The organism is Marinoscillum sp. 108 (assembly GCF_902506655.1).
Lineage (GTDB): Bacteria > Bacteroidota > Bacteroidia > Cytophagales > Cyclobacteriaceae > Marinoscillum > Marinoscillum luteum.
The window spans coordinates 158,855-176,322 of record NZ_LR734808.1 but is presented as its reverse complement, the minus strand read 5'-3'; the positions used below and the strand labels follow the sequence as shown (position 1 = coordinate 176,322).

At 46.3% G+C, this 17,468-nt stretch carries 16 protein-coding genes; 6 read left to right on the top strand and 10 right to left on the bottom strand.

Annotation, left to right across the window (positions count from 1 at the left end):
- Window positions 1-5 precede the first annotated feature (5 nt).
- From leuD to azu, 4 genes are all read right to left on the bottom strand, one after another.
- Window positions 6-602 carry a 3-isopropylmalate dehydratase small subunit gene (gene leuD, locus GV030_RS00630; RefSeq protein WP_159578766.1) on the bottom strand — a complete coding sequence of 199 codons (597 nt, stop codon included), beginning with the start codon at window positions 600-602 and terminating at the stop codon, window positions 6-8.
- 74 nt (window positions 603-676) lie between these two features.
- The gene (locus tag GV030_RS00625; protein ID WP_159578764.1) at window positions 677-1,030 is read right to left on the bottom strand and encodes a four helix bundle protein; all 354 of its coding nucleotides are present in this window, start codon (window positions 1,028-1,030) and stop codon (window positions 677-679) included.
- Window positions 1,031-1,062: 32 nt separating this feature from the next.
- A complete protein-coding gene (gene leuC / locus GV030_RS00620) occupies window positions 1,063-2,472 on the bottom strand; it encodes a 3-isopropylmalate dehydratase large subunit (protein WP_159578762.1) in 1,410 nt (469 codons plus the stop codon).
- A 284-nt stretch (window positions 2,473-2,756) separates the two neighbouring features.
- On the bottom strand, window positions 2,757-3,275 hold the full coding sequence (azu, locus tag GV030_RS00615) for an azurin (RefSeq protein WP_159578760.1): 519 nt from the start codon (window positions 3,273-3,275) through the stop codon (window positions 2,757-2,759).
- Between the two features lie 194 nt (window positions 3,276-3,469).
- Between azu and GV030_RS00610 the strand changes: the two genes are divergently transcribed.
- A complete protein-coding gene (locus GV030_RS00610; protein WP_159578758.1) occupies window positions 3,470-5,734 on the top strand; it encodes a TonB-dependent receptor domain-containing protein in 2,265 nt (754 codons plus the stop codon).
- 2 nt (window positions 5,735-5,736) lie between these two features.
- Here the strand turns inward: GV030_RS00610 and GV030_RS00605 are convergent, their stop codons facing one another.
- The 5 genes from GV030_RS00605 to GV030_RS00585 are packed head-to-tail and all read right to left on the bottom strand — an operon-like array spanning window position 5,737 to window position 10,484.
- Window positions 5,737-6,588 carry an SDR family NAD(P)-dependent oxidoreductase gene (locus tag GV030_RS00605; protein ID WP_370519049.1) on the bottom strand — a complete coding sequence of 284 codons (852 nt, stop codon included), beginning with the start codon at window positions 6,586-6,588 and terminating at the stop codon, window positions 5,737-5,739.
- Window positions 6,588-7,277, bottom strand: coding sequence for a hypothetical protein (locus GV030_RS00600; protein WP_159578756.1), 690 nt, complete (start codon window positions 7,275-7,277; stop codon window positions 6,588-6,590). Before GV030_RS00600 ends, GV030_RS00605 begins: the two co-directional genes overlap by 1 nt.
- 8 nt (window positions 7,278-7,285) lie before the next feature.
- Window positions 7,286-7,681 carry a thioesterase family protein gene (locus GV030_RS00595; protein WP_159578754.1) on the bottom strand — a complete coding sequence of 132 codons (396 nt, stop codon included), beginning with the start codon at window positions 7,679-7,681 and terminating at the stop codon, window positions 7,286-7,288.
- 56 nt (window positions 7,682-7,737) lie between these two features.
- Window positions 7,738-9,093 (bottom strand): PAS domain-containing sensor histidine kinase, encoded by a 1,356-nt coding sequence (locus tag GV030_RS00590; RefSeq protein ID WP_159578752.1) that lies wholly within the window; start codon window positions 9,091-9,093, stop codon window positions 7,738-7,740.
- Between the two features lie 26 nt (window positions 9,094-9,119).
- Entirely contained in the window at window positions 9,120-10,484 is a 1,365-nt protein-coding gene (locus GV030_RS00585; protein ID WP_159578750.1) for a sigma-54 dependent transcriptional regulator, read from the bottom strand.
- Window positions 10,485-10,670: 186 nt separating this feature from the next.
- Between GV030_RS00585 and GV030_RS00580 the strand changes: the two genes are divergently transcribed.
- A complete protein-coding gene (locus GV030_RS00580; protein ID WP_159578748.1) occupies window positions 10,671-13,079 on the top strand; it encodes an ABC transporter permease in 2,409 nt (802 codons plus the stop codon).
- 22 nt (window positions 13,080-13,101) lie between these two features.
- Here GV030_RS00580 and GV030_RS00575 read toward each other — a convergent pair whose 3' ends face one another.
- Window positions 13,102-13,473 (bottom strand): hypothetical protein, encoded by a 372-nt coding sequence (locus GV030_RS00575; RefSeq protein WP_159578746.1) that lies wholly within the window; start codon window positions 13,471-13,473, stop codon window positions 13,102-13,104.
- 920 nt (window positions 13,474-14,393) lie between these two features.
- Between GV030_RS00575 and GV030_RS00570 the strand changes: the two genes are divergently transcribed.
- The 4 genes from GV030_RS00570 (at window position 14,394) to fabF (ending at window position 17,367) form a co-directional block, all read left to right on the top strand.
- On the top strand, window positions 14,394-14,729 hold the full coding sequence (locus tag GV030_RS00570; protein ID WP_159578744.1) for a single-stranded DNA-binding protein: 336 nt from the start codon (window positions 14,394-14,396) through the stop codon (window positions 14,727-14,729).
- Window positions 14,730-14,970: 241 nt separating this feature from the next.
- Window positions 14,971-15,432, top strand: a complete 462-nt coding sequence (locus tag GV030_RS00565; protein WP_159578741.1) for a hypothetical protein — start codon at window positions 14,971-14,973, stop codon at window positions 15,430-15,432.
- A 90-nt stretch (window positions 15,433-15,522) separates the two neighbouring features.
- Window positions 15,523-16,071, top strand: coding sequence for a TetR/AcrR family transcriptional regulator (locus GV030_RS00560; protein WP_159578739.1), 549 nt, complete (start codon window positions 15,523-15,525; stop codon window positions 16,069-16,071).
- A 51-nt stretch (window positions 16,072-16,122) separates the two neighbouring features.
- A complete protein-coding gene (fabF, locus tag GV030_RS00555) occupies window positions 16,123-17,367 on the top strand; it encodes a beta-ketoacyl-ACP synthase II (protein ID WP_159578737.1) in 1,245 nt (414 codons plus the stop codon).
- Window positions 17,368-17,468 lie beyond the last annotated feature (101 nt).

Here is a 17,468-nt window from a genome sequence, read left to right as displayed (position 1 = left end):
GAAATTTAAAGGGGAAGCTTCTCTGCAAAGGATTTGATCTCATCCTTCATGCTCTGCAAGTAATCAATATCATCAAACCCGTTGAGCATATTGCCCTTTTTGTAGCTATTGATATCGAAGCTCTCCTGCTCACCAGTAGCCACTATGGTCACGGTCTGCTCAGGAAGACTCACTTCAAACTCTGCTTTGGGATCTGCTTCTATGGCTTTGAATATTTTATCCAGAAACTCTGCGCTCACCTGTGCGGGGAGTACACCAATGTTGAGGCAATTGTTTTTGAAAATGTCTGCGAAAAAACTGGAAATCACACATCTGAACCCATAATCATATACAGCCCAGGCGGCGTGCTCTCGTGAAGAACCTGACCCGAAGTTTTTGCCCCCTACCAATATCTTGCCTCCGTAGAGGGGATTGTTGAGGATAAAATCCTGCTTAGGCGTGTTATCTGAGTTGTATCTCCAGTCACGAAACAGGTTATCACCAAATCCGTCGCGGGTAGTGGCTTTCAAAAACCTCGCTGGAATGATCTGATCCGTATCCACGTTTTCAATCGGCAATGGAACCGCCGTAGTTTTTAATATTTCAAATTTGTCGTATGCCATCTTTATTTGCTTTTGGCTATTGGCTCACGGCCTTTAGCTCATGGTACTCCTTTTTAACTTTTTACTCAAAAAAACTATGTGCTTATTGAGCTTATTAATTTGTTTAAACTTCTTCTCAGAACACTCACTTTTTCGGTGATCATTTCTGAATCGTTTTTGTTGATGTAACCTAACCCGGTGCTCAAAATGAGAAAATACTCAACCTCGCTTGCCGACCCGTTTGCGATATAAAGGAATCTCTTAAAATCCTTATCGCTCTCTCGGCCGCAACCCTCAGCAATATTGGCTGGAATCGATGAAGAGGCTCTTCTTAGTTGATTCGTTAAACCGAATCGTTCAGAATCGGGAAAACTGGCAGTTAGTTCGTAAATGACCAAAGTGACTTCATGTCCCAACTCCCACACTTTGTACTTCCGAAAATCTCTCATCAAGAGGCCAATAGCTAAAGGCTAACCGCTAATTAAGCGTACTCCTCCTCCATCAACTCCCTTGGGTCAGTCACAACGCCGGTTACGGCACTGGCAGCAGCCACCAACGGGCTGGCCAAAAGTGTCCTTGATCCCGGGCCCTGTCTTCCTTCAAAATTTCTATTGGAAGTGCTTACAGCCAACTTTCCGGCAGGCACCTTATCGTCATTCATGGCCAGACATGCTGAACACCCCGGTTCTCTCAATGAAAATCCGGCTTCCTCTATTATGGCCAATAGTCCCTCTTCTCTGATGGCAGCCTCTACTTTGTGCGAACCAGGAACCAACCAGGCCGTCACGTGATCTGCCTTCTTTCTGCCTTTCACCAAAGAGGCAAATGCCCTGAAATCCTCTATGCGTCCATTCGTACAGCTACCCACAAAGACATAGTCAATCTTTTTGCCCATCATTGACTCACCTTCGTTGAAGCCCATGTAGGTCAATGATTTCTTGTAGGTGGATACTCCGCCTTCCAACGACTCTGCCACAGGAATGTGATTGCTGATACCCATGCCCATACCCGGGTTGGTACCATAGGTGATCATAGGCTCTATTTTGGATCCATCAAAGGTCAACTCTTTATCAAACTCCGCATCCGCATCCGTTTTCAACGTTTTCCAATACTCCATGGCACGATCCCAGTCGGCACCCTGAGGCGTGAACTCACGGCCTTTAATGTACTCAAATGTCTTTTCGTCCGGAGCTATCATACCTCCACGAGCGCCCATCTCGATGCTCAGATTACATACCGTCATGCGACCTTCCATCGTCATATTTTCAAACACTTCTCCGGCATACTCCACAAAATAGCCAGTAGCACCTGAAGTGGTGAGCTGAGAGATGATGAACAGCGCCACATCCTTTGGGGTCACTCCGTACTGAAGCTTACCGGTGATGTTGATCCGCATTTTCTTTGGCTTGGGCTGCATGATACACTGTGTAGCCAATACCATCTCTACTTCTGAGGTACCAATCCCAAAAGCAATGGCCCCAAAAGCTCCGTGTGTAGAGGTATGAGAGTCTCCACAAACAATGGTTGCTCCAGGTTGAGTGATGCCGTACTCGGGACCTACCACATGTACGATCCCATTTTTCTCATGACCCAGTCCCCAGTGAGAGATTCCATGCTCTTTTGCATTTTCTTCCAGGGCTTTAAGCTGGTTGGCAGAAAGGGGATCCTGTACTGGTAAATGTTGATTGATGGTAGGTGTGTTATGATCTGCAGTGGCAAATGTACGATTGGGATAGAGTACACCGGATCCCCGGTTTTTCAATCCCAGAAAAGCAACCGGACTGGTCACTTCATGAACCATATGTCTATCGATGAAAAATACGTCTGGTCCGCCCTCTATCTTTCGCACCACGTGTGAATCCCATACTTTATCAAACAGCGTCTTACCCATTTTTTATTTTGCGTTTATACAATTTCAATACTCAAATATTCTAAAAAAGTGATTTAACTCTTTCAAAATAGGGTGGCAAAACTAAGGAATAGAATTGGGAAAAGCCTTTAATAAAGACCAACAAATTAGAAAATAAGTACGATGCCTAACATCAGAATCTGAATGAAATCAGATGCATAGCATAGGGTTGAGGGCTCAGGAGTCGACATAAAAAGACCGTCTTCAAAAAAAGGAAAATCTCCCTTCTTTCAAAACGGCCTTTTGATTTGGAACTTTATCAATGATTACCTCGGTGATACCACAAAGTCACCTTGCATCACGCCCCAGTGTCCGGGGAAACTACAGATGAATTTGTAATAACCGGCCTTTGGCGCCTGAAAGCTGATACTCACCTCCTCGCCACCTCCTATGATGGGTGTATTGGCAATCACCCACTCGAGTTTATCCTGTGGAATATAACCTGTCTTGGGAGCCGTGGTAGCAGCCGCACCAAAGACTGCCGGATCCGAACCAGCTGCCAGAAGCACCCAATTATGTCCCATAGACTCCTTGGGCATTTTACCTGTATGTTTAAAATTCAGCGTCACCACCTGTCCTTCAGTTACTTTGAGTTGGTCTGTGCTGAATTGCATGTTGTCGTTGGCGGAAATTTCCAACGTCACAGAATCTACCACCACCTCTGCAGGTACCTCCGCCACCGCGGTATCGGTACTCTCAGCAGACTGTTTTTGAGAGCCCCCTCCACAGGCGTAAATCAGCGCCGAACCAGCCAAAAGGCATACGTATAATCTAGATTTTTTCATGAATGTAAGTTTGATTGTCTAAGCGGGAATAAAATAACAGCATTTAGCTCAGACCACCCAAATTTCAATCTCATATTCAGTCCTCTGCACACATTTTATATAGTGAATGAGTTCATTTATGACTTACCGCTTTACCTTTGAGAGCCAAAATAAACAGCGCTTTGCGCCTGCTTGCCAGCTTCATAATCAACCCCATGAAATTACCTTCGATTCTCGTTTTGCTCCTAATGCTTTGGCATCAAAGCCATGCACAAACAACTATTTCCGGTCATGTGAAAGATGGTGCGAACGAAGAAGCACTCATAGGTGCAATAGTCAGTACGGGAGTCGATACTACAGTCACAGACACAAATGGAAATTTCCATTTGTCCGTGAGGGCTTTTCCTGTAACGCTTCGGGTAAATCACCTGGGGTACCAAACCCTCACCATCCAGATGAGAGCACCTAAGGAAATCACTCTGGCTCTGGAACCCTCCAGCCTCACGCTCAATGACGTGATCGTGACCAGTGGAAGTTTTTCCAGAAAAACACTCAACACGCCCACGAGTATTCAATCCATCAATCAGGAAATGCTCAGACGAGACGACCCTTTTTCAGTCACCAGCGCCCTCAATCGAACTCCCGGGGTGTACATGCATGCGGGTACACTCACCACCAATCGAATCACTATCAGGGGTATTGGCTCCAGAAGCCTCTATGGCACCAATAAGATCAAGGCCTATTATGAGGACATACCCCTCACTGATGGCTCGGGAAACTCTTCCATTGAGGACATTGATCAGGAGATGATCAGCCGGATAGAAATCACCAAAGGCCCTAACTCAAGTGCCTATGGAGCCGGACTGGGGGGAGCCATCAGACTACTGGCCCCTGTACCTTCAGCACAGCAAACCAGTGCCAAAACCAGTCTGACAATGGGCTCATTCGACACCCATAGGTGGATGCTGCAAGGTGCACATCATGACAACAAAACCACCGTATCGGTAGTCTACTCCGACTTACAGCGTCAGGGATTCAGAGAGAACAGTGCCTACAGCAGGCAGCAAGCCGGTGTAACTCTCAAGTACCAGCTGACCCCACAAAGCTACTTTTCTGTACTGGGTATATTCACTCACTTAAAAGCCTTCATCCCCAGCTCTATCAGTGAAGATGATTTTAAAAACAATCCTGAAAAAGCAGCATTCACCTGGAAACAAGCCAAGGGGTATGAAGCCTACGACAAAACGCTGCTGGGTCTGAGCTACCACCAGGCTTTCGGGCAGGATTGGAGCTTGAAATCAACTCTTTTTCTAAAAAACCGTGATGCCTATGAGCCAAGGCCTTTTAATATTTTGGACGAAGAGACCTTTACCATAGGTACCAGAAACACACTGGCCAAGCGATGGGAAAACTTTAGGTTCTTCACTGGTATGGAGCTATTTTTTGATGAATACCGATGGAAAACCTTTGAGAACAACTATGACGAAAATAGCAATGGCAGCGTGAAGGGAGATCCTCTTTCAAACAACCTGGAAAACCGAAGCTATTTCAATGCTTTTATCGAAGCAGCCGCCACATTGGCTCCAAATCTCAATGCTACAGCCGGACTCAACTTAAATTTCACCCATTATACCCTGGATGATCAGTTCAATGAGCCAGGCAACAACATCAGTGGAGATTATGCATTTAATCCAGTGGTTTCTCCCAAGCTGGGGCTGACCTATGTGACAGGTGCTCACAATACGCTTTTTATGAATGTAAGTCACGGCTTCTCTCCTCCTAGTCTGGAAGAGACCCTGTACCCCGATGGTCAAATTAACCCGGACATCCTGCCAGAATCTGGTTGGAATTATGAATTGGGTGTTCGGGGTACGCAGCGCAGGTTTACCTACGACCTCACCACCTACTACATGCAGATCAAAAACCTGTTAGTAGCTCAGCGTATAAGTGACGATGCCTATGTAGGTGTCAATGCCGGATTGAATAATCACCTTGGGGTGGATCTTTTGGGCAATTATTACTTTGTGCTTTCAGACCGATATACTCTCAATGCTTTTGCCAGCGTGGCCTATATGAATTATCATTTTGATGAATTTGTGAACGACGGAAATGACTATAGTGGAAATGAGCTAACCGGAGTACCCCAGTGGATTTTCAACCCGGGAGTAGAGCTACTCAGCGACCTGGGTTTCTATGGAAATATCAGCGGACAATTGGTTGGGGAGATTCCTGTAAATGATGAAAATTCTCTTTATGCCGAACGGTATTTCATCCTCAGAGCCAAAGCCGGGTTCAGGTACGTCATTGGACCCTGGGAGCTCGACATGAATCTGGGTGCCAACAACCTCTCTGATACCAAATATGCTGCAATGCTCTTGATCAACGCAACTGGTTTTGGAGGTAGTCAGCCTCGACATTATTATCCAGGCAATCCCAGAAACTATTTCGGCGGAGTTTCCCTCAAGTACACTTTCAGATAGTCTTACCGGATAATCTCAAGTTTCTTTGCCAAATACCTGTCCATCATTCTGGTAGGCAAAAACTTTGGAAGCCACCAATTCAAGAAGGGCTTGGCCACAATAGCGTACCTCGGTTTCGGGCGGTCTTTTTTGAAAATCCTGAAGATATCCAGGGCCAATTTCCCGGGCTCAAACCCATGTTTAATACTGCCCCTGATAAATCCCTTGGCAAAAATTTGCAGTGAACGAGCGAAGGCCGTATCCTCGTAAAGGCTATCCATCCCTTTGTTCCAAATGGGCGTTTTGATGGCTCCAGGACCCACCACCACTACATCAATGCCGTAATGCATCAATTCGCGCCGCATTACCTGCGAAATACCCTCCAGTGCATACTTGGAACCCACATATGGCCCCAGAAAAGGCATGGCAATCTGGCCGACTACCGAGCTAATATTGATAATCCTGCCTGGTTTTCCAATGTGACCTGCTCTCGCTCCCAGAAGAGGCAGAAAGGCCTGAGTTACCTTTACCAAACCGATGACATTGACCTCAAATTGTTCTCGTAAACGCTCAATGGGGACGTGCATCATGGGCCCACCCAAAGCAACTCCCGCATTGTTAATGAGACAGTCTAATCCCTGATCGCTTAGCGCTTTGGACACCGTGATCGCGGCAAGGTCAATGGCCTCATGATCCGTGACATCAAAAATGAGTGGTGTGAACCTTTCACCGAATGTCTCACTCAGTCTGTCGGCATCTTTTTGAGTCCTCACACTACCAAACACCCGGTACCCTGAGGCGATAAATACCTCGCAGCAAGCATACCCGATCCCGGTAGACACTCCTGTAATGAGTGCATTTCCTGATTCACTCATTATTCGATGTTTTGAATTTCCAGCTTAATCTCCAAAGGCCCTACCTCGTGACTCGTCCCAAGCCATACACCTTTATACTGCTGCCAGTCAGCCCAGCTACTCTCCAGTCCTCCTATCGGGATTTTCTGCACCCAAAATTTCCAGGCGATGGGTCTGTCATTTTCGTCTAATATCCAGAGGTATGAATCGCCGGGAGTCACTCCGCCACTGGTATAGGTCACCAGCAATGCCGGCCCCCGGTCGGTCTCTACGACTTTGCGTTCAGTTCCCGGATCCTTCACCTTGAATGGGGCTATCAGCCAAAAGGAATCATTGGCAAAGAAGTCCCATGCGGTATACAACGCCTTTTCCTTTTCGCTACCGGATAAAGCCTCATTGCCCAAAAAAGCACTTCCATCTAGTGTGGTGGTACAAAGTAAAACTCGCATATTACCCCAGCGCACCTCCACGGTGTCCTTCTGTTTATACCAGTCATACTCATGCGGCCCCCTGGGGTATTTCCAGCTAATTAGCTCGAGATTCTGATAAGCACTATCGTTGAGGGCGAGAAGCATTCGGTCGGCAAGGGCCTCAGCGCGTGGACCCGGCTCCCCTTCAGGTAGCGGCTCATTTGCCGTCAGCCATGCAATGATGAGCACGATTAGCAAGCTCAGAATAGTGATCAGGGTGATTTTAATTGCTCTTTTCATCTGCTTGATTAAGTTTTGAAAAACCACTGGGACACTTCATCGGTCACCCGCTTGGGGCGTTTGGTCACGGCATCCAGCATACACCATTCTGTTTTGGCCTCTGCGATCAGCTCCGTCCCTCTCTTGATCTTCACATAGCGAATGCTTCTCACACCTTCAAACTCCCCCACATAAGTGAGCAGTGTGAGGTGGTCATCGAGCACTGCCGACTTGTGATATTGAATGAAATGACTCAAAACCACCCAAATGTATTGGTTCTGGAGGGTCTGGCTAACTGCCGATCTCCAGTGATTTTCAGCTACCAGCTGCACCCATTTCAGATAAACCACATTGTTGACATGATGGAGCTCATCCAGATCCCCGGCACTTACCTTTATTTCTTCAATGTACTGTATAGGGATCATGAGAGAATTTAACCTGATTGAATAAAAAGAATCTCGTGAAAGATACTAGGTACTGGTCAAACCACCCAAAAACTCAATTCAAATACGGCTCCAGCTTCTGTGGATTTTACACGCAGATTTCCGTTGTGTGCACGCATGATCTGCTTGCTGTAGCTCAACCCTATGCCTGATCCCTCCTTCTTGGTGGTAAAAAACGGAATGAATATCTGGTCTAATATTTCCTCCTCTATTCCGGGGCCATTATCAGCCACCTGCACCACTACCTCAGAGGCATATTTGGCAATGACCAGTTGGATCTGACCGTTTGGAGTATTGGCATCCTTGAGTGCCTCAGTGGCATTTTTGACCAGATTGATCACTACTTGCTGAATCATCTCACCATCCAATGAAAGTGTAAGGGCACCTTTCGGAAAATTGGTTTCCAACGCAATCCCCGCTTTGCGCAGGGGCTTCTCTTGTAACCTCACCACCTCACGTACCAACTCACACAGATCTACCTGCTGTAGCTCTGGTCTGGGTACCCTGGCCAGGTCTCCATAGCTGGCGACGAACTTTACCAATCCCTTGCTCCGTTTTTCGATGGTTCGTATACTCACAATGAGATCATCCTGATCTTCCGGTGAAAGATCACCCAGGGCAAATGAACCTTCACCACTTCCTTTGAGCATGTCATTGATCACTTCCGCCAGGGTAGAGATTGGAATCACTGAATTTTTGATCTCGTGGGTCATCACCCGTATGAGCTTTTGCCAGGACTCCACTTCCTTCTGGTCCAGTTCGGTATTGATATTATGGAAGGCAATGACCTTATTGCGTCGACCCTGCAAAATGAGCTCCCTGGTCACAATGGACAGGTACATCATTTCACCATTGATCTTCACTTTGACCAAGACCTTGTCTCCGGTCCTCAGTGACCGGATGGTCTCCACCAGAGTTGGGTCGGCCCGCTGCAGAGAACCAAGCTTAGTAAAGTATGGAATCCCAAAAAGTGTTTTAACCGATTGATTGACCAGGGTCACCTCCTCGTCATCTACGGTATAGGCCATCAGCGGCACTCCACTGTGCTCCACCACAGTTTTGAGAAAGTGAAAATTGGACTCCTTTTCACTCCGTAATTTGATAAACTCCCCAGTGATCACATTGAAGGCCCTGTGCAGTTGATTAGAACGGCTCCGGGCAGCTGGATAGGTATTGGTAAAATCATTTTGGCGAATGGCCATCAGGAAGCCGGACAGCTCCCGGTCGGACTTTTCTACATAGCGAATCAGTGAAACAATGGTCACCACAAAAAACAGAACCATCCAGGCACTCATCAACCAAAAGGGTGTCAACATCCCAAAATAGTAAGCCACCAGCCCAAAACTCACGGCTAAAACTACTCTGATAACTACATGGAGGCGAAACGACTTCAAGGCTCGCACAGGTTACAATTGCCAATTCATATGCCGTATTTCTTCATTTTCCTATAGAGGGTGGTCCGGCCCATTCCCAGCTCATCTGCTGCCTTACTCAGGTTACCACCATGCTTTTCGATGGCCCTGATTACCGTACTTTTCTCCACGTCTTCTACCCGTAGAGAGCGTGTCTCATTCGATTGTGCTTTCCGCTGCGGGAGGATATCCTCAGCAGCAATCACAGAGTCATCACACATGATTACGGCGCGCTCTATGGCGTGTTGCAATTCGCGGATATTCCCCGGCCATGTATAGTTAGCCAGCTGCCGGTGAGTTCGTTCCTCTATCTTAAGGCCTGATTTCTGATACTTCTCCCCGTATTCCTTCAAAAAATACAGGGAAAGAAGTCGTATATCCTGTTTTCGCTGCCGCAAAGGAGGCAGTTCTATTTCCACGGTATTGATCCTGTATAGCAGGTCCTGACGAAACAACCCCGCTTCCACCATGGGATAAAGTGGCTGATTGGTGGCACTGATCACCCGTACGTCGAAAGCAACTGCCTTGCTCGAGCCCACCCGCGTAACTGATCGGTTTTGCAGTACCGAAAGCATCTTAGACTGCATGGTGATGCTCAGGTTTCCAATTTCATCCAAAAAAAGTGAGCCCCCATCTGCGATTTCGAACCTGCCCGGCCGGTCTTCCTTTGCATCGGTATAGGCCCCTTTCACATGACCAAACATTTCCGCTTCGAACAGGCTTTCCGGTAATGCCCCCAGATCCACCTTAATCAGTCCCTCATCGCGACGCTGTGACCGCCGATGAATCTCACGGGCAATTAGCTCCTTACCGGTTCCGTTTTCACCCAGAATAAGGATGGAAGCATCGGTGGCGGCTACTTTATCAATCTGAGCAAGCACAGTTTGCATGGGTTCACTTTCTGAAACCAGCTGACCATAGCCTGCGTCGATATCCTGTGTGAGGGCTGACTCACGTCCCTTGAGCTTTTCGACACTCCTATTGGAAAGTGCAAGCTGATAGACCGTATTGACCGTAGAAAGCAATTTTTCCTTTTCCCAGGGTTTTACTAAAAAGTCCACCGCACCTAATTTCATAGACTCCACCGCCAGCTGTATATCACCATAGGCTGTATTCATGATGACATATACATGCGGATTAATCGCTTTGATTTTCTTTAGCCAGAATAGGCCCTCATTGCCAGTGGTGGCACCTGTCTTAAAATTCATATCCAGCAGGATAATGTCTACCGACTCCCTTCTGAGCATAGACTCCAGCCTAAGGGGAGAACTCTCCGTAGATACCTGCTCGTAGTGCCCTTTCAATACCAATCTGGCCGTATGCAGCACATCAGCATCATCATCTACAATCAATATGTGTCCTCTTTGCTTCATACAGGGCTCGGGTATGGTCAATGGTTATGACCCTCTGGTACAAAAGTGTTTCATTGTAAATCAATGAAATGTTTCAGTATGAAACAAGTCATGAGAATCAAAAAACACTCAAAATACTGATTATCAACAACTTGAATTAATGGCATACCTCTTGGAACCGGGAGGACAGACTGAAAAAATAATCCTATGCTAAAAAACTATTTTGTCATCGCGCTGCGAAGCTTCAGAAAAAACAAAGCCTACTCTCTTCTGAATGTTCTGGGATTGGCTATAGGCCTGGCCTGCTGCCTGTTTGTATTTACCATCATCCGGTACGAAAACTCCTTTGACAATTGGCACACCAAGAAAGACCGGATATATCGGGTGGTCTCCCACTATCACGGCGACAACAGAATTTATTATTCAGGAATTCTCCCTTATCCAACTGGAGATGCCATTTTACGGGATTTGCCGGATTTCGAAAAAGTCGTACAGTTTCACGGGCCTGAGGATGAAAAGATTTCCCTGATTGACGCCTCTGGCAACTTTCAGGTTTTCAGACAATCAGGTATCCTCTATACCGATGAGCACTTTTTTGAAGTCATGGATTTTGAAATTCTAAAAGGAGCACCCGGAGAGGCGCTCAAAGACCCCTATAAGGTATATCTCACCCAGGAAATGGCCACCAAATACTATGCAGATGAAAACCCCATAGGTAAGATGGTGAAGCTCAACAATGACAAAGACCTGGAGGTGGTAGGCATTGTGCAAACCCCACCCAAAAACACCAACCTGCCCTTCAAAATGATCGTTTCGCTGCCTACCATGCGTCTGAGAATGCCAGATGCCTTTAGGGATAACTGGGGTATGACCTGGGCCTTCTCCTGCTATGCGCTGGCCCCGGAAAATGCGGACATCCCGGAACTGGAAAGGAAACTGGATGCTGCTATGGATGCCTACGACAGGGACCTGGAAGATCGGGAAAAGTCAACCATCAAACTACAACCGCTTTCTGAAATACATAATGACGAACGCTATGGCGATGGTCAAAACTATGTCACCCCATCACTGATGATTTGGGCATTTGTGCTGCTTGGAGCGCTGATCCTGGGTACTGCCTGTCTCAACTTTATTAATCTTTCCACCGCTCAGGCCATACGCAGGGCCAAAGAAGTGGGAGTACGCAAAGTCCTCGGTAGTCTCAAATCTCAGCTCTTTTGGCAATTCATGATTGAAATACTGGTGATCGTACTCGTGGGCATGGTGATCGCACTCACCCTGGGGCAAATCCTTATTTCAAAATTCAACACCTTCCTGACGGAAATTGAGTACGACCTCTCCTATGGCAGTGATGTCATTTGGTTCGCTATACTCCTGGCTGTTGTCGTGGCGTTTTTCGCAGGACTATACCCAGCGCTGATCCTCTCCGGATACAAGCCAGTGGATGCCCTCAACCATAAGATCAATATCAGAAAAGGTAGTGGCAACATCAACCTACGGAGGATCCTGGTGATTACACAATTTGCCTTCACCAACCTAATGCTCATTTGCACGGTGATCATAGCCGCGCAGATGGATTTTATGAAGTCCAAAGACCTGGGTTTCAACTTTGATCGGGTGGTCACCATTGATTTTCCGGATGGAGCCTATCTTAAAATGGATGCCATTGCCGGAGAATATCGATCCAAAAGTTACGTGGAGGATGTTAGCAAAAGCAGAACTACACCCCTTTCCAACAGTAATTGGAACAATTCCTACTTTATCAAGGGCGAAGAGTACATAGATGGGAACAATGCCAACATCAAACACGGAGACAAAAATTATCTTGACTTTTATGACATAGAGCTCCTATCTGGTAGAAATATTCCAGAGCAGCACATCAATGATTCCACCTATGACATCATCGTCAATGAGAAGCTATTGACCACTCTGGGTTGGAAAACACATGAGGAAGCAATAGGGCAATGGATCGACATGGGTTATATAGAGGGAAAGGTCATCGGGGTGATGGAAGACTACAATGTACGTTCACTCCAGTATGGGCTGAAGCCTGCCATATTCATGTACAAGTCAGATGAATTCAATCAGCTGGCCATCCGACTGAAGTCTGAACCTTCACCAGATGTAGTAGCCGATATTGAAGCCACTTTCAGACAGTTTTACCCGAATGATCTTTTCGAATTTGAAGTGCTCAAAGATGAGATTCAGGACCATTACGTTTTGGAGAACATGCTCCACCAGATCATTAAATTTGTATCTGTATTGTCCATCCTGCTGGGTACCATGGGGCTCTATGGGCTGGTTTCCTTCATGACCAATAAAAATGCCAAAGACATAGGTGTAAGAAAGGTGTTTGGCGCATCTGTGGCAAGTATTCTGGGCATCTTTGGGAGAGAATACACCAAACTGATGCTCATCGCTTTTGTGGTGGCCGCACCTTTGGCTTACTGGCTCATGAGCCTGTGGATGGAGGAGTTTGCATACCGCATTGACATTACTTACGGCTATTTCGTCATTGCATTTGGGATATCCTTTGCCATTGCACTGGGTACAGTCGGCTACAGATCCTTCCGGGCCGCTACTGCCAACCCCATACAGTCGCTCAGGTATGAGTAAAAGAGGAGTAAATATGGGAGCCTTAGCCCACGGGAGAGGGCTCCCTTTTCACCAATAAAATAAAATCATTGCCCAGGTGAAGGTAACCCTGATCATAGCAAAACCGGTATTCCTTCTGATCTTTGGTGGTGTAGGTATTGGTGCAGTAGTCAAAGTCAAAACCGGCTTTCAAGAGCTTCTCCCTGTGGGTGGTAGTCTTGCCGTCGGGGTTGAGCTGTACAAGGATGCTATGGTTCTTTTTGAGGCGCCTGTTGACCGTGCGCATGTACTTGTCACCCCCGGCAAGGGCCTTATTGTTATAGGCACTGCGGCAGGCATCCGAACAGAACTTTTTATCCGATCTGCCGAACAATTCCCGTCCGCATTCTGTACAAACTTTGGTTTCAGTACTCATACGGGCTTCTTTCCATTCTAAATTAATTATTCCGGGCATTATACGCAACCGCCCCTGTTCATCTATGAAATATACCCATTCACCGAAACTATTTTGATTTTACAGTCGTTTTTAGACTAAATTCATTGTATAATTAAGAACCAGTTATAAGATAAATCCAGCATCATGAGAAAGCCCAATCATCTCAATAATCTAAAAAATATATTGCATTATGCCTTCGATGACCTTATCCAGAGCCTCTGGAAGTTTATCGTTAGACGACAAAATAGGTTCCGATTATTCGAGCATTAATAGCGTTTAAAAGCCGTCACATGACGGCTTTTTTGTAAGCGTCTTCCTCAAGCAAAATTCCCATTTAGCTCACGCTCAAGGATGAGTTCCTTTGACGTAGTGCCAGCAATAGTCTTGGGCTCTCGTCGTTTCATCTGATATCATTTTACCTTTCCACTCGGTCATTCCAGCTCGGATAGCTTCAGTCTTCTTTTTCAGTACACACTATCCACTTTTAATTCCTCCCAAAAATTGTTTCTCCCAACAATCAAACATAAGCGGAATTCCTGCGGGGAGATTGTATTAAAGATGGATGGTGAGGTAGTAACCTGAAACCTTATATATCTCAATCTGCCCGCCCTCCTTTACGTCCCTACTTTTCCGAATTCATGTGGATTAATTCGGTTTTGCAAAATATAACTCTAGTGATACCCCACATAAATATTATCTTAATCCAATTTTACACTCACTTATCAAAAACATTATATCTCTGAAAAACAGCAATATACCCGATTTTAACCGTTTATAATCGGCTGTATTCGGTTACCACACGAATAACGCTTCCACCTCACTTCAACTTTGTCATCGTCAATCGACACAAGTCATCTGCCAATCAGAGACTTTCATGTTTAACACAAATTTTTAACATCATGACAACTTTAAAAAACAGCGTACAATTAATCGGCAGATTAGGTAACGACCCACAAGTGAGAACTTTTGACAGTGGCAAGAAAATGGCCACCTTCTCTCTGGCTACCAATGAAACGTACCTCAATGCCAAAGGGGAAAAAGTAGAAGACACCCAATGGCATAACATTGTGATCTGGGGAAAGAAAGCCGACATAGCCGAAAAATACCTCAAAAAAGGCAGCGAAGTTGCCGTGCAAGGCAAACTGATCAACCGGAGCTATGAAAGCAATGGTGAAAAGAAATACATCACCGAAATCAGCTTGAATGAACTCCTGATGATGGACAAAAAAGCCTGACAAAGGCTCTATCCGATGGCAAGGGCCACAAGCGCGGAGTTACACCACGCACTTGTGGCCCTTCTTTTTTATCAGCTCTCACCAGAATCCCTATCAAGAGCCACCCCTCTTCCTTCTATAAATGTCGCGATGAATACATCCACAACACGGCCTTTATGAAACCAGCATTTTGGCTTTTACGTGCTTATCATCTTGCAGGGCAATCTGAAAGCCCAGCTTTCCATAGTTAAAAATGACTTTCATGAAAAGTACCAAAACCATCGCATCAAGTTGGGATCCAAACAAACACCTACTCACCACCCAACTCAGCGGCGAGGTAGATCAAGCAGACATAGCCTACTGGGAGCAGTCCCTGCATGACGCACTAGGCCAAATCGATGACGACTCCTTTTTCAAAATCTTCATCAATATTCATGGGTTCAAGGCCATAGACCTGGAAGCTCATAAACGTTTCAGAGCCATTATTCCGCTGACCCTCGCACAATACGGTTGGAAGGTTGGGTATGTGGACCTATTTGAAGAAGAAGCCCGTCATATCTCCTACACCCATACCAGGGGCATCCGGTGTGTAGCTGCAGTGCATGCGCATCAGGATGCATCGAAAATAGAACGATACGAAGCAGAATTTAGCCGGGAGGCGGAGCATTTCTTCACCGACGCATCGGAAGCAAGGGCGTGGATTGAGGGATTTATTCCCGGATAACTCAAAACCCATTCTTAGAGTCATCCCGTTGAGTCACCTGGATTTTCAGCAGGCTTGCAATACTTACTAACTAGTAAGTATATTTGTAATATGTCTGATACCAAACAAGATATCCTCAACCTGGCGGAGCACCTCATTAGATCACGAGGCTACCATGCCTTTAGTTATAAAGACCTATCAACACCGCTACAGGTGAAAAATGCCGCCATTCATTACTACTTCCCATCCAAAAAAGATCTGGGTGCGGCAGTGATCCGCAAGAACATTGAGGCTCTTGAGAATTGCTTTGCCAGCTGGGCCGGACTTCCGGCCAGAGAGCAGTTGTTTAATTTTATTGAAATATATTCGCTGAATAATCAGTCCAACCTCATCTGTTTTATGGGGGCACTGGGCCCCGCATATCAGAGTTTGCCCGAGGAAATGCGGGCTCCTTTGACCGAGGCAGGCCTGGAGATTCGGAACTGGCTAAAATGGATTTTAAACAAGGGAATAGAGGAAAATGCATTTCATTTTAATGAAACCATCGAAGAAAAAGCTGACGTCATCATCACATCGCTATTGGCCTCTCTTATTCTCAACAGAGTCACCGGGGATCGGGTACTGGAAAATGTCGTAAGCCTGATCCACAAGACCATCTAAAATCATTTAATCACCTACTTACCCAACCAGGTAAGTGCAAAATCACTTGATATGAAAAGAGTAGTTATAACCGGAATGGGCGCACTCACTCCCATCGGCAATTCAGTTAAAGAATTTTGGGAAAATGCCATTAGTGGACAAAGTGGAGCGGGTCCGATCACGAAATTTGACACCACCCATTTCAAAACCAAGTTTGCCTGTGAAGTGAAAAACTTCGCTCCTGAAACTTACCTTGAAAAAAATGAAATCAAGCGCAGCGATCTCTTTACACAATATGCCATTTACGCAGCCACTGAAGCGCTGCAGGACAGTGGATTAGAAATAGCTACTATGTCACCCTTCGACATTGGCGTGATCTGGGGAACCGGACAGGGTGGTATGCTCACCTTCGAAGAAGAAGTGGGGGGCTATATTTCCAATGGAAGAAAGCCACATTTCAGCCCCTTCTTTGTACCGAAACTCATCTCCAACATGGCCTCAGGTATGATCTCTCTGAAGTTTGGGCTGATGGGTATCAATTATACCACGGTGTCTGCCTGTGCTACCTCCAACACCGCCATCATGGATGCTTACAATTATATCCGTCTTGGCAAGGCGAAAGCCATCATTTCGGGCGGATCTGAATCACCTGTGACTCAGTCATCCATTGGTGGGTTCAACGCCATGCGCGCCATGTCCACCAACAACGATCATCCTAAAGAAGCGTCCCGACCCTTTGATGAGGATCGTGAGGGTTTTGTTATGGGAGAAGGCGCCGGTGCATTGGTACTGGAAGAGTATGAACATGCCAAAGCCAGAGGCGCGAAAATCTATGCCGAAATGGTAGGAGCCGCTATGACTGCCGACGCTTACCACATATCAGCCACGCACCCCGATGGGCTGGGGGCAGCCAAAGCCATGGAACTGGCGCTGGAAGAAGCAGGTCACCACGCGGGTGATGTTGACTATCTCAATACCCACGCCACTTCCACACCAGTAGGAGACATTAGCGAAATCAACGCAGTCCGGAAAATATTTGGTGATGCACCAGGGAAGTTGAAGATCAGTGCCACCAAATCCATGACCGGCCACCTACTGGGGGCCGCCGGAGCGATTGAAGGAATTCTTTGTATAAAAGCAATTCAGGAGAGTGTGATCCCTCCTACTATCAACACCAGCAAGATAGACAAGCAGATTCCGGAGAGTATTCAAATTGTGACCAAGGAGGCCATCCAGCAAAAAGTGGATCTGACCATGAGTAATACCTTCGGATTTGGGGGACACAATGCCATTGTGATCTTCAAAAAGATTAGCTAATTCCCCAAATAATTTCAAAAGAGGGTGCATCAAATGGTACGCCCTCTTTTTTATCCATTCCTAAAAAAGTATTCCTTCATTTCTCGAACAGAGGAGGACTA

What these genes read in the sequence shown, in the direction of transcription:
- leuD (WP_159578766.1), bottom strand. Translation starts at nt 602, where the DNA reads ATGGCATACGACAAATTTGAAATATTAAAAACTACGGCGGTTCCATTG.
- GV030_RS00570 (WP_159578744.1), top strand. Translation starts at nt 14,394, where the DNA reads ATGACAACTTTAAAAAACAGCGTACAATTAATCGGCAGATTAGGTAAC.
- GV030_RS00600 (WP_159578756.1), bottom strand. Translation starts at nt 7,277, where the DNA reads ATGAAAAGAGCAATTAAAATCACCCTGATCACTATTCTGAGCTTGCTA.
- GV030_RS00565 (WP_159578741.1), top strand. Translation starts at nt 14,971, where the DNA reads ATGAAAAGTACCAAAACCATCGCATCAAGTTGGGATCCAAACAAACAC.
- leuC (WP_159578762.1), bottom strand. Translation starts at nt 2,472, where the DNA reads ATGGGTAAGACGCTGTTTGATAAAGTATGGGATTCACACGTGGTGCGA.
- GV030_RS00580 (WP_159578748.1), top strand. Translation starts at nt 10,671, where the DNA reads ATGCTAAAAAACTATTTTGTCATCGCGCTGCGAAGCTTCAGAAAAAAC.
- fabF (WP_159578737.1), top strand. Translation starts at nt 16,123, where the DNA reads ATGAAAAGAGTAGTTATAACCGGAATGGGCGCACTCACTCCCATCGGC.
- GV030_RS00585 (WP_159578750.1), bottom strand. Translation starts at nt 10,484, where the DNA reads ATGAAGCAAAGAGGACACATATTGATTGTAGATGATGATGCTGATGTG.
- GV030_RS00560 (WP_159578739.1), top strand. Translation starts at nt 15,523, where the DNA reads ATGTCTGATACCAAACAAGATATCCTCAACCTGGCGGAGCACCTCATT.
- azu (WP_159578760.1), bottom strand. Translation starts at nt 3,275, where the DNA reads ATGAAAAAATCTAGATTATACGTATGCCTTTTGGCTGGTTCGGCGCTG.
- GV030_RS00605 (WP_370519049.1), bottom strand. Translation starts at nt 6,588, where the DNA reads ATGAGTGAATCAGGAAATGCACTCATTACAGGAGTGTCTACCGGGATC.
- GV030_RS00575 (WP_159578746.1), bottom strand. Translation starts at nt 13,473, where the DNA reads ATGAGTACTGAAACCAAAGTTTGTACAGAATGCGGACGGGAATTGTTC.
- GV030_RS00610 (WP_159578758.1), top strand. Translation starts at nt 3,470, where the DNA reads ATGAAATTACCTTCGATTCTCGTTTTGCTCCTAATGCTTTGGCATCAA.
- GV030_RS00625 (WP_159578764.1), bottom strand. Translation starts at nt 1,030, where the DNA reads ATGAGAGATTTTCGGAAGTACAAAGTGTGGGAGTTGGGACATGAAGTC.
- GV030_RS00595 (WP_159578754.1), bottom strand. Translation starts at nt 7,681, where the DNA reads ATGATCCCTATACAGTACATTGAAGAAATAAAGGTAAGTGCCGGGGAT.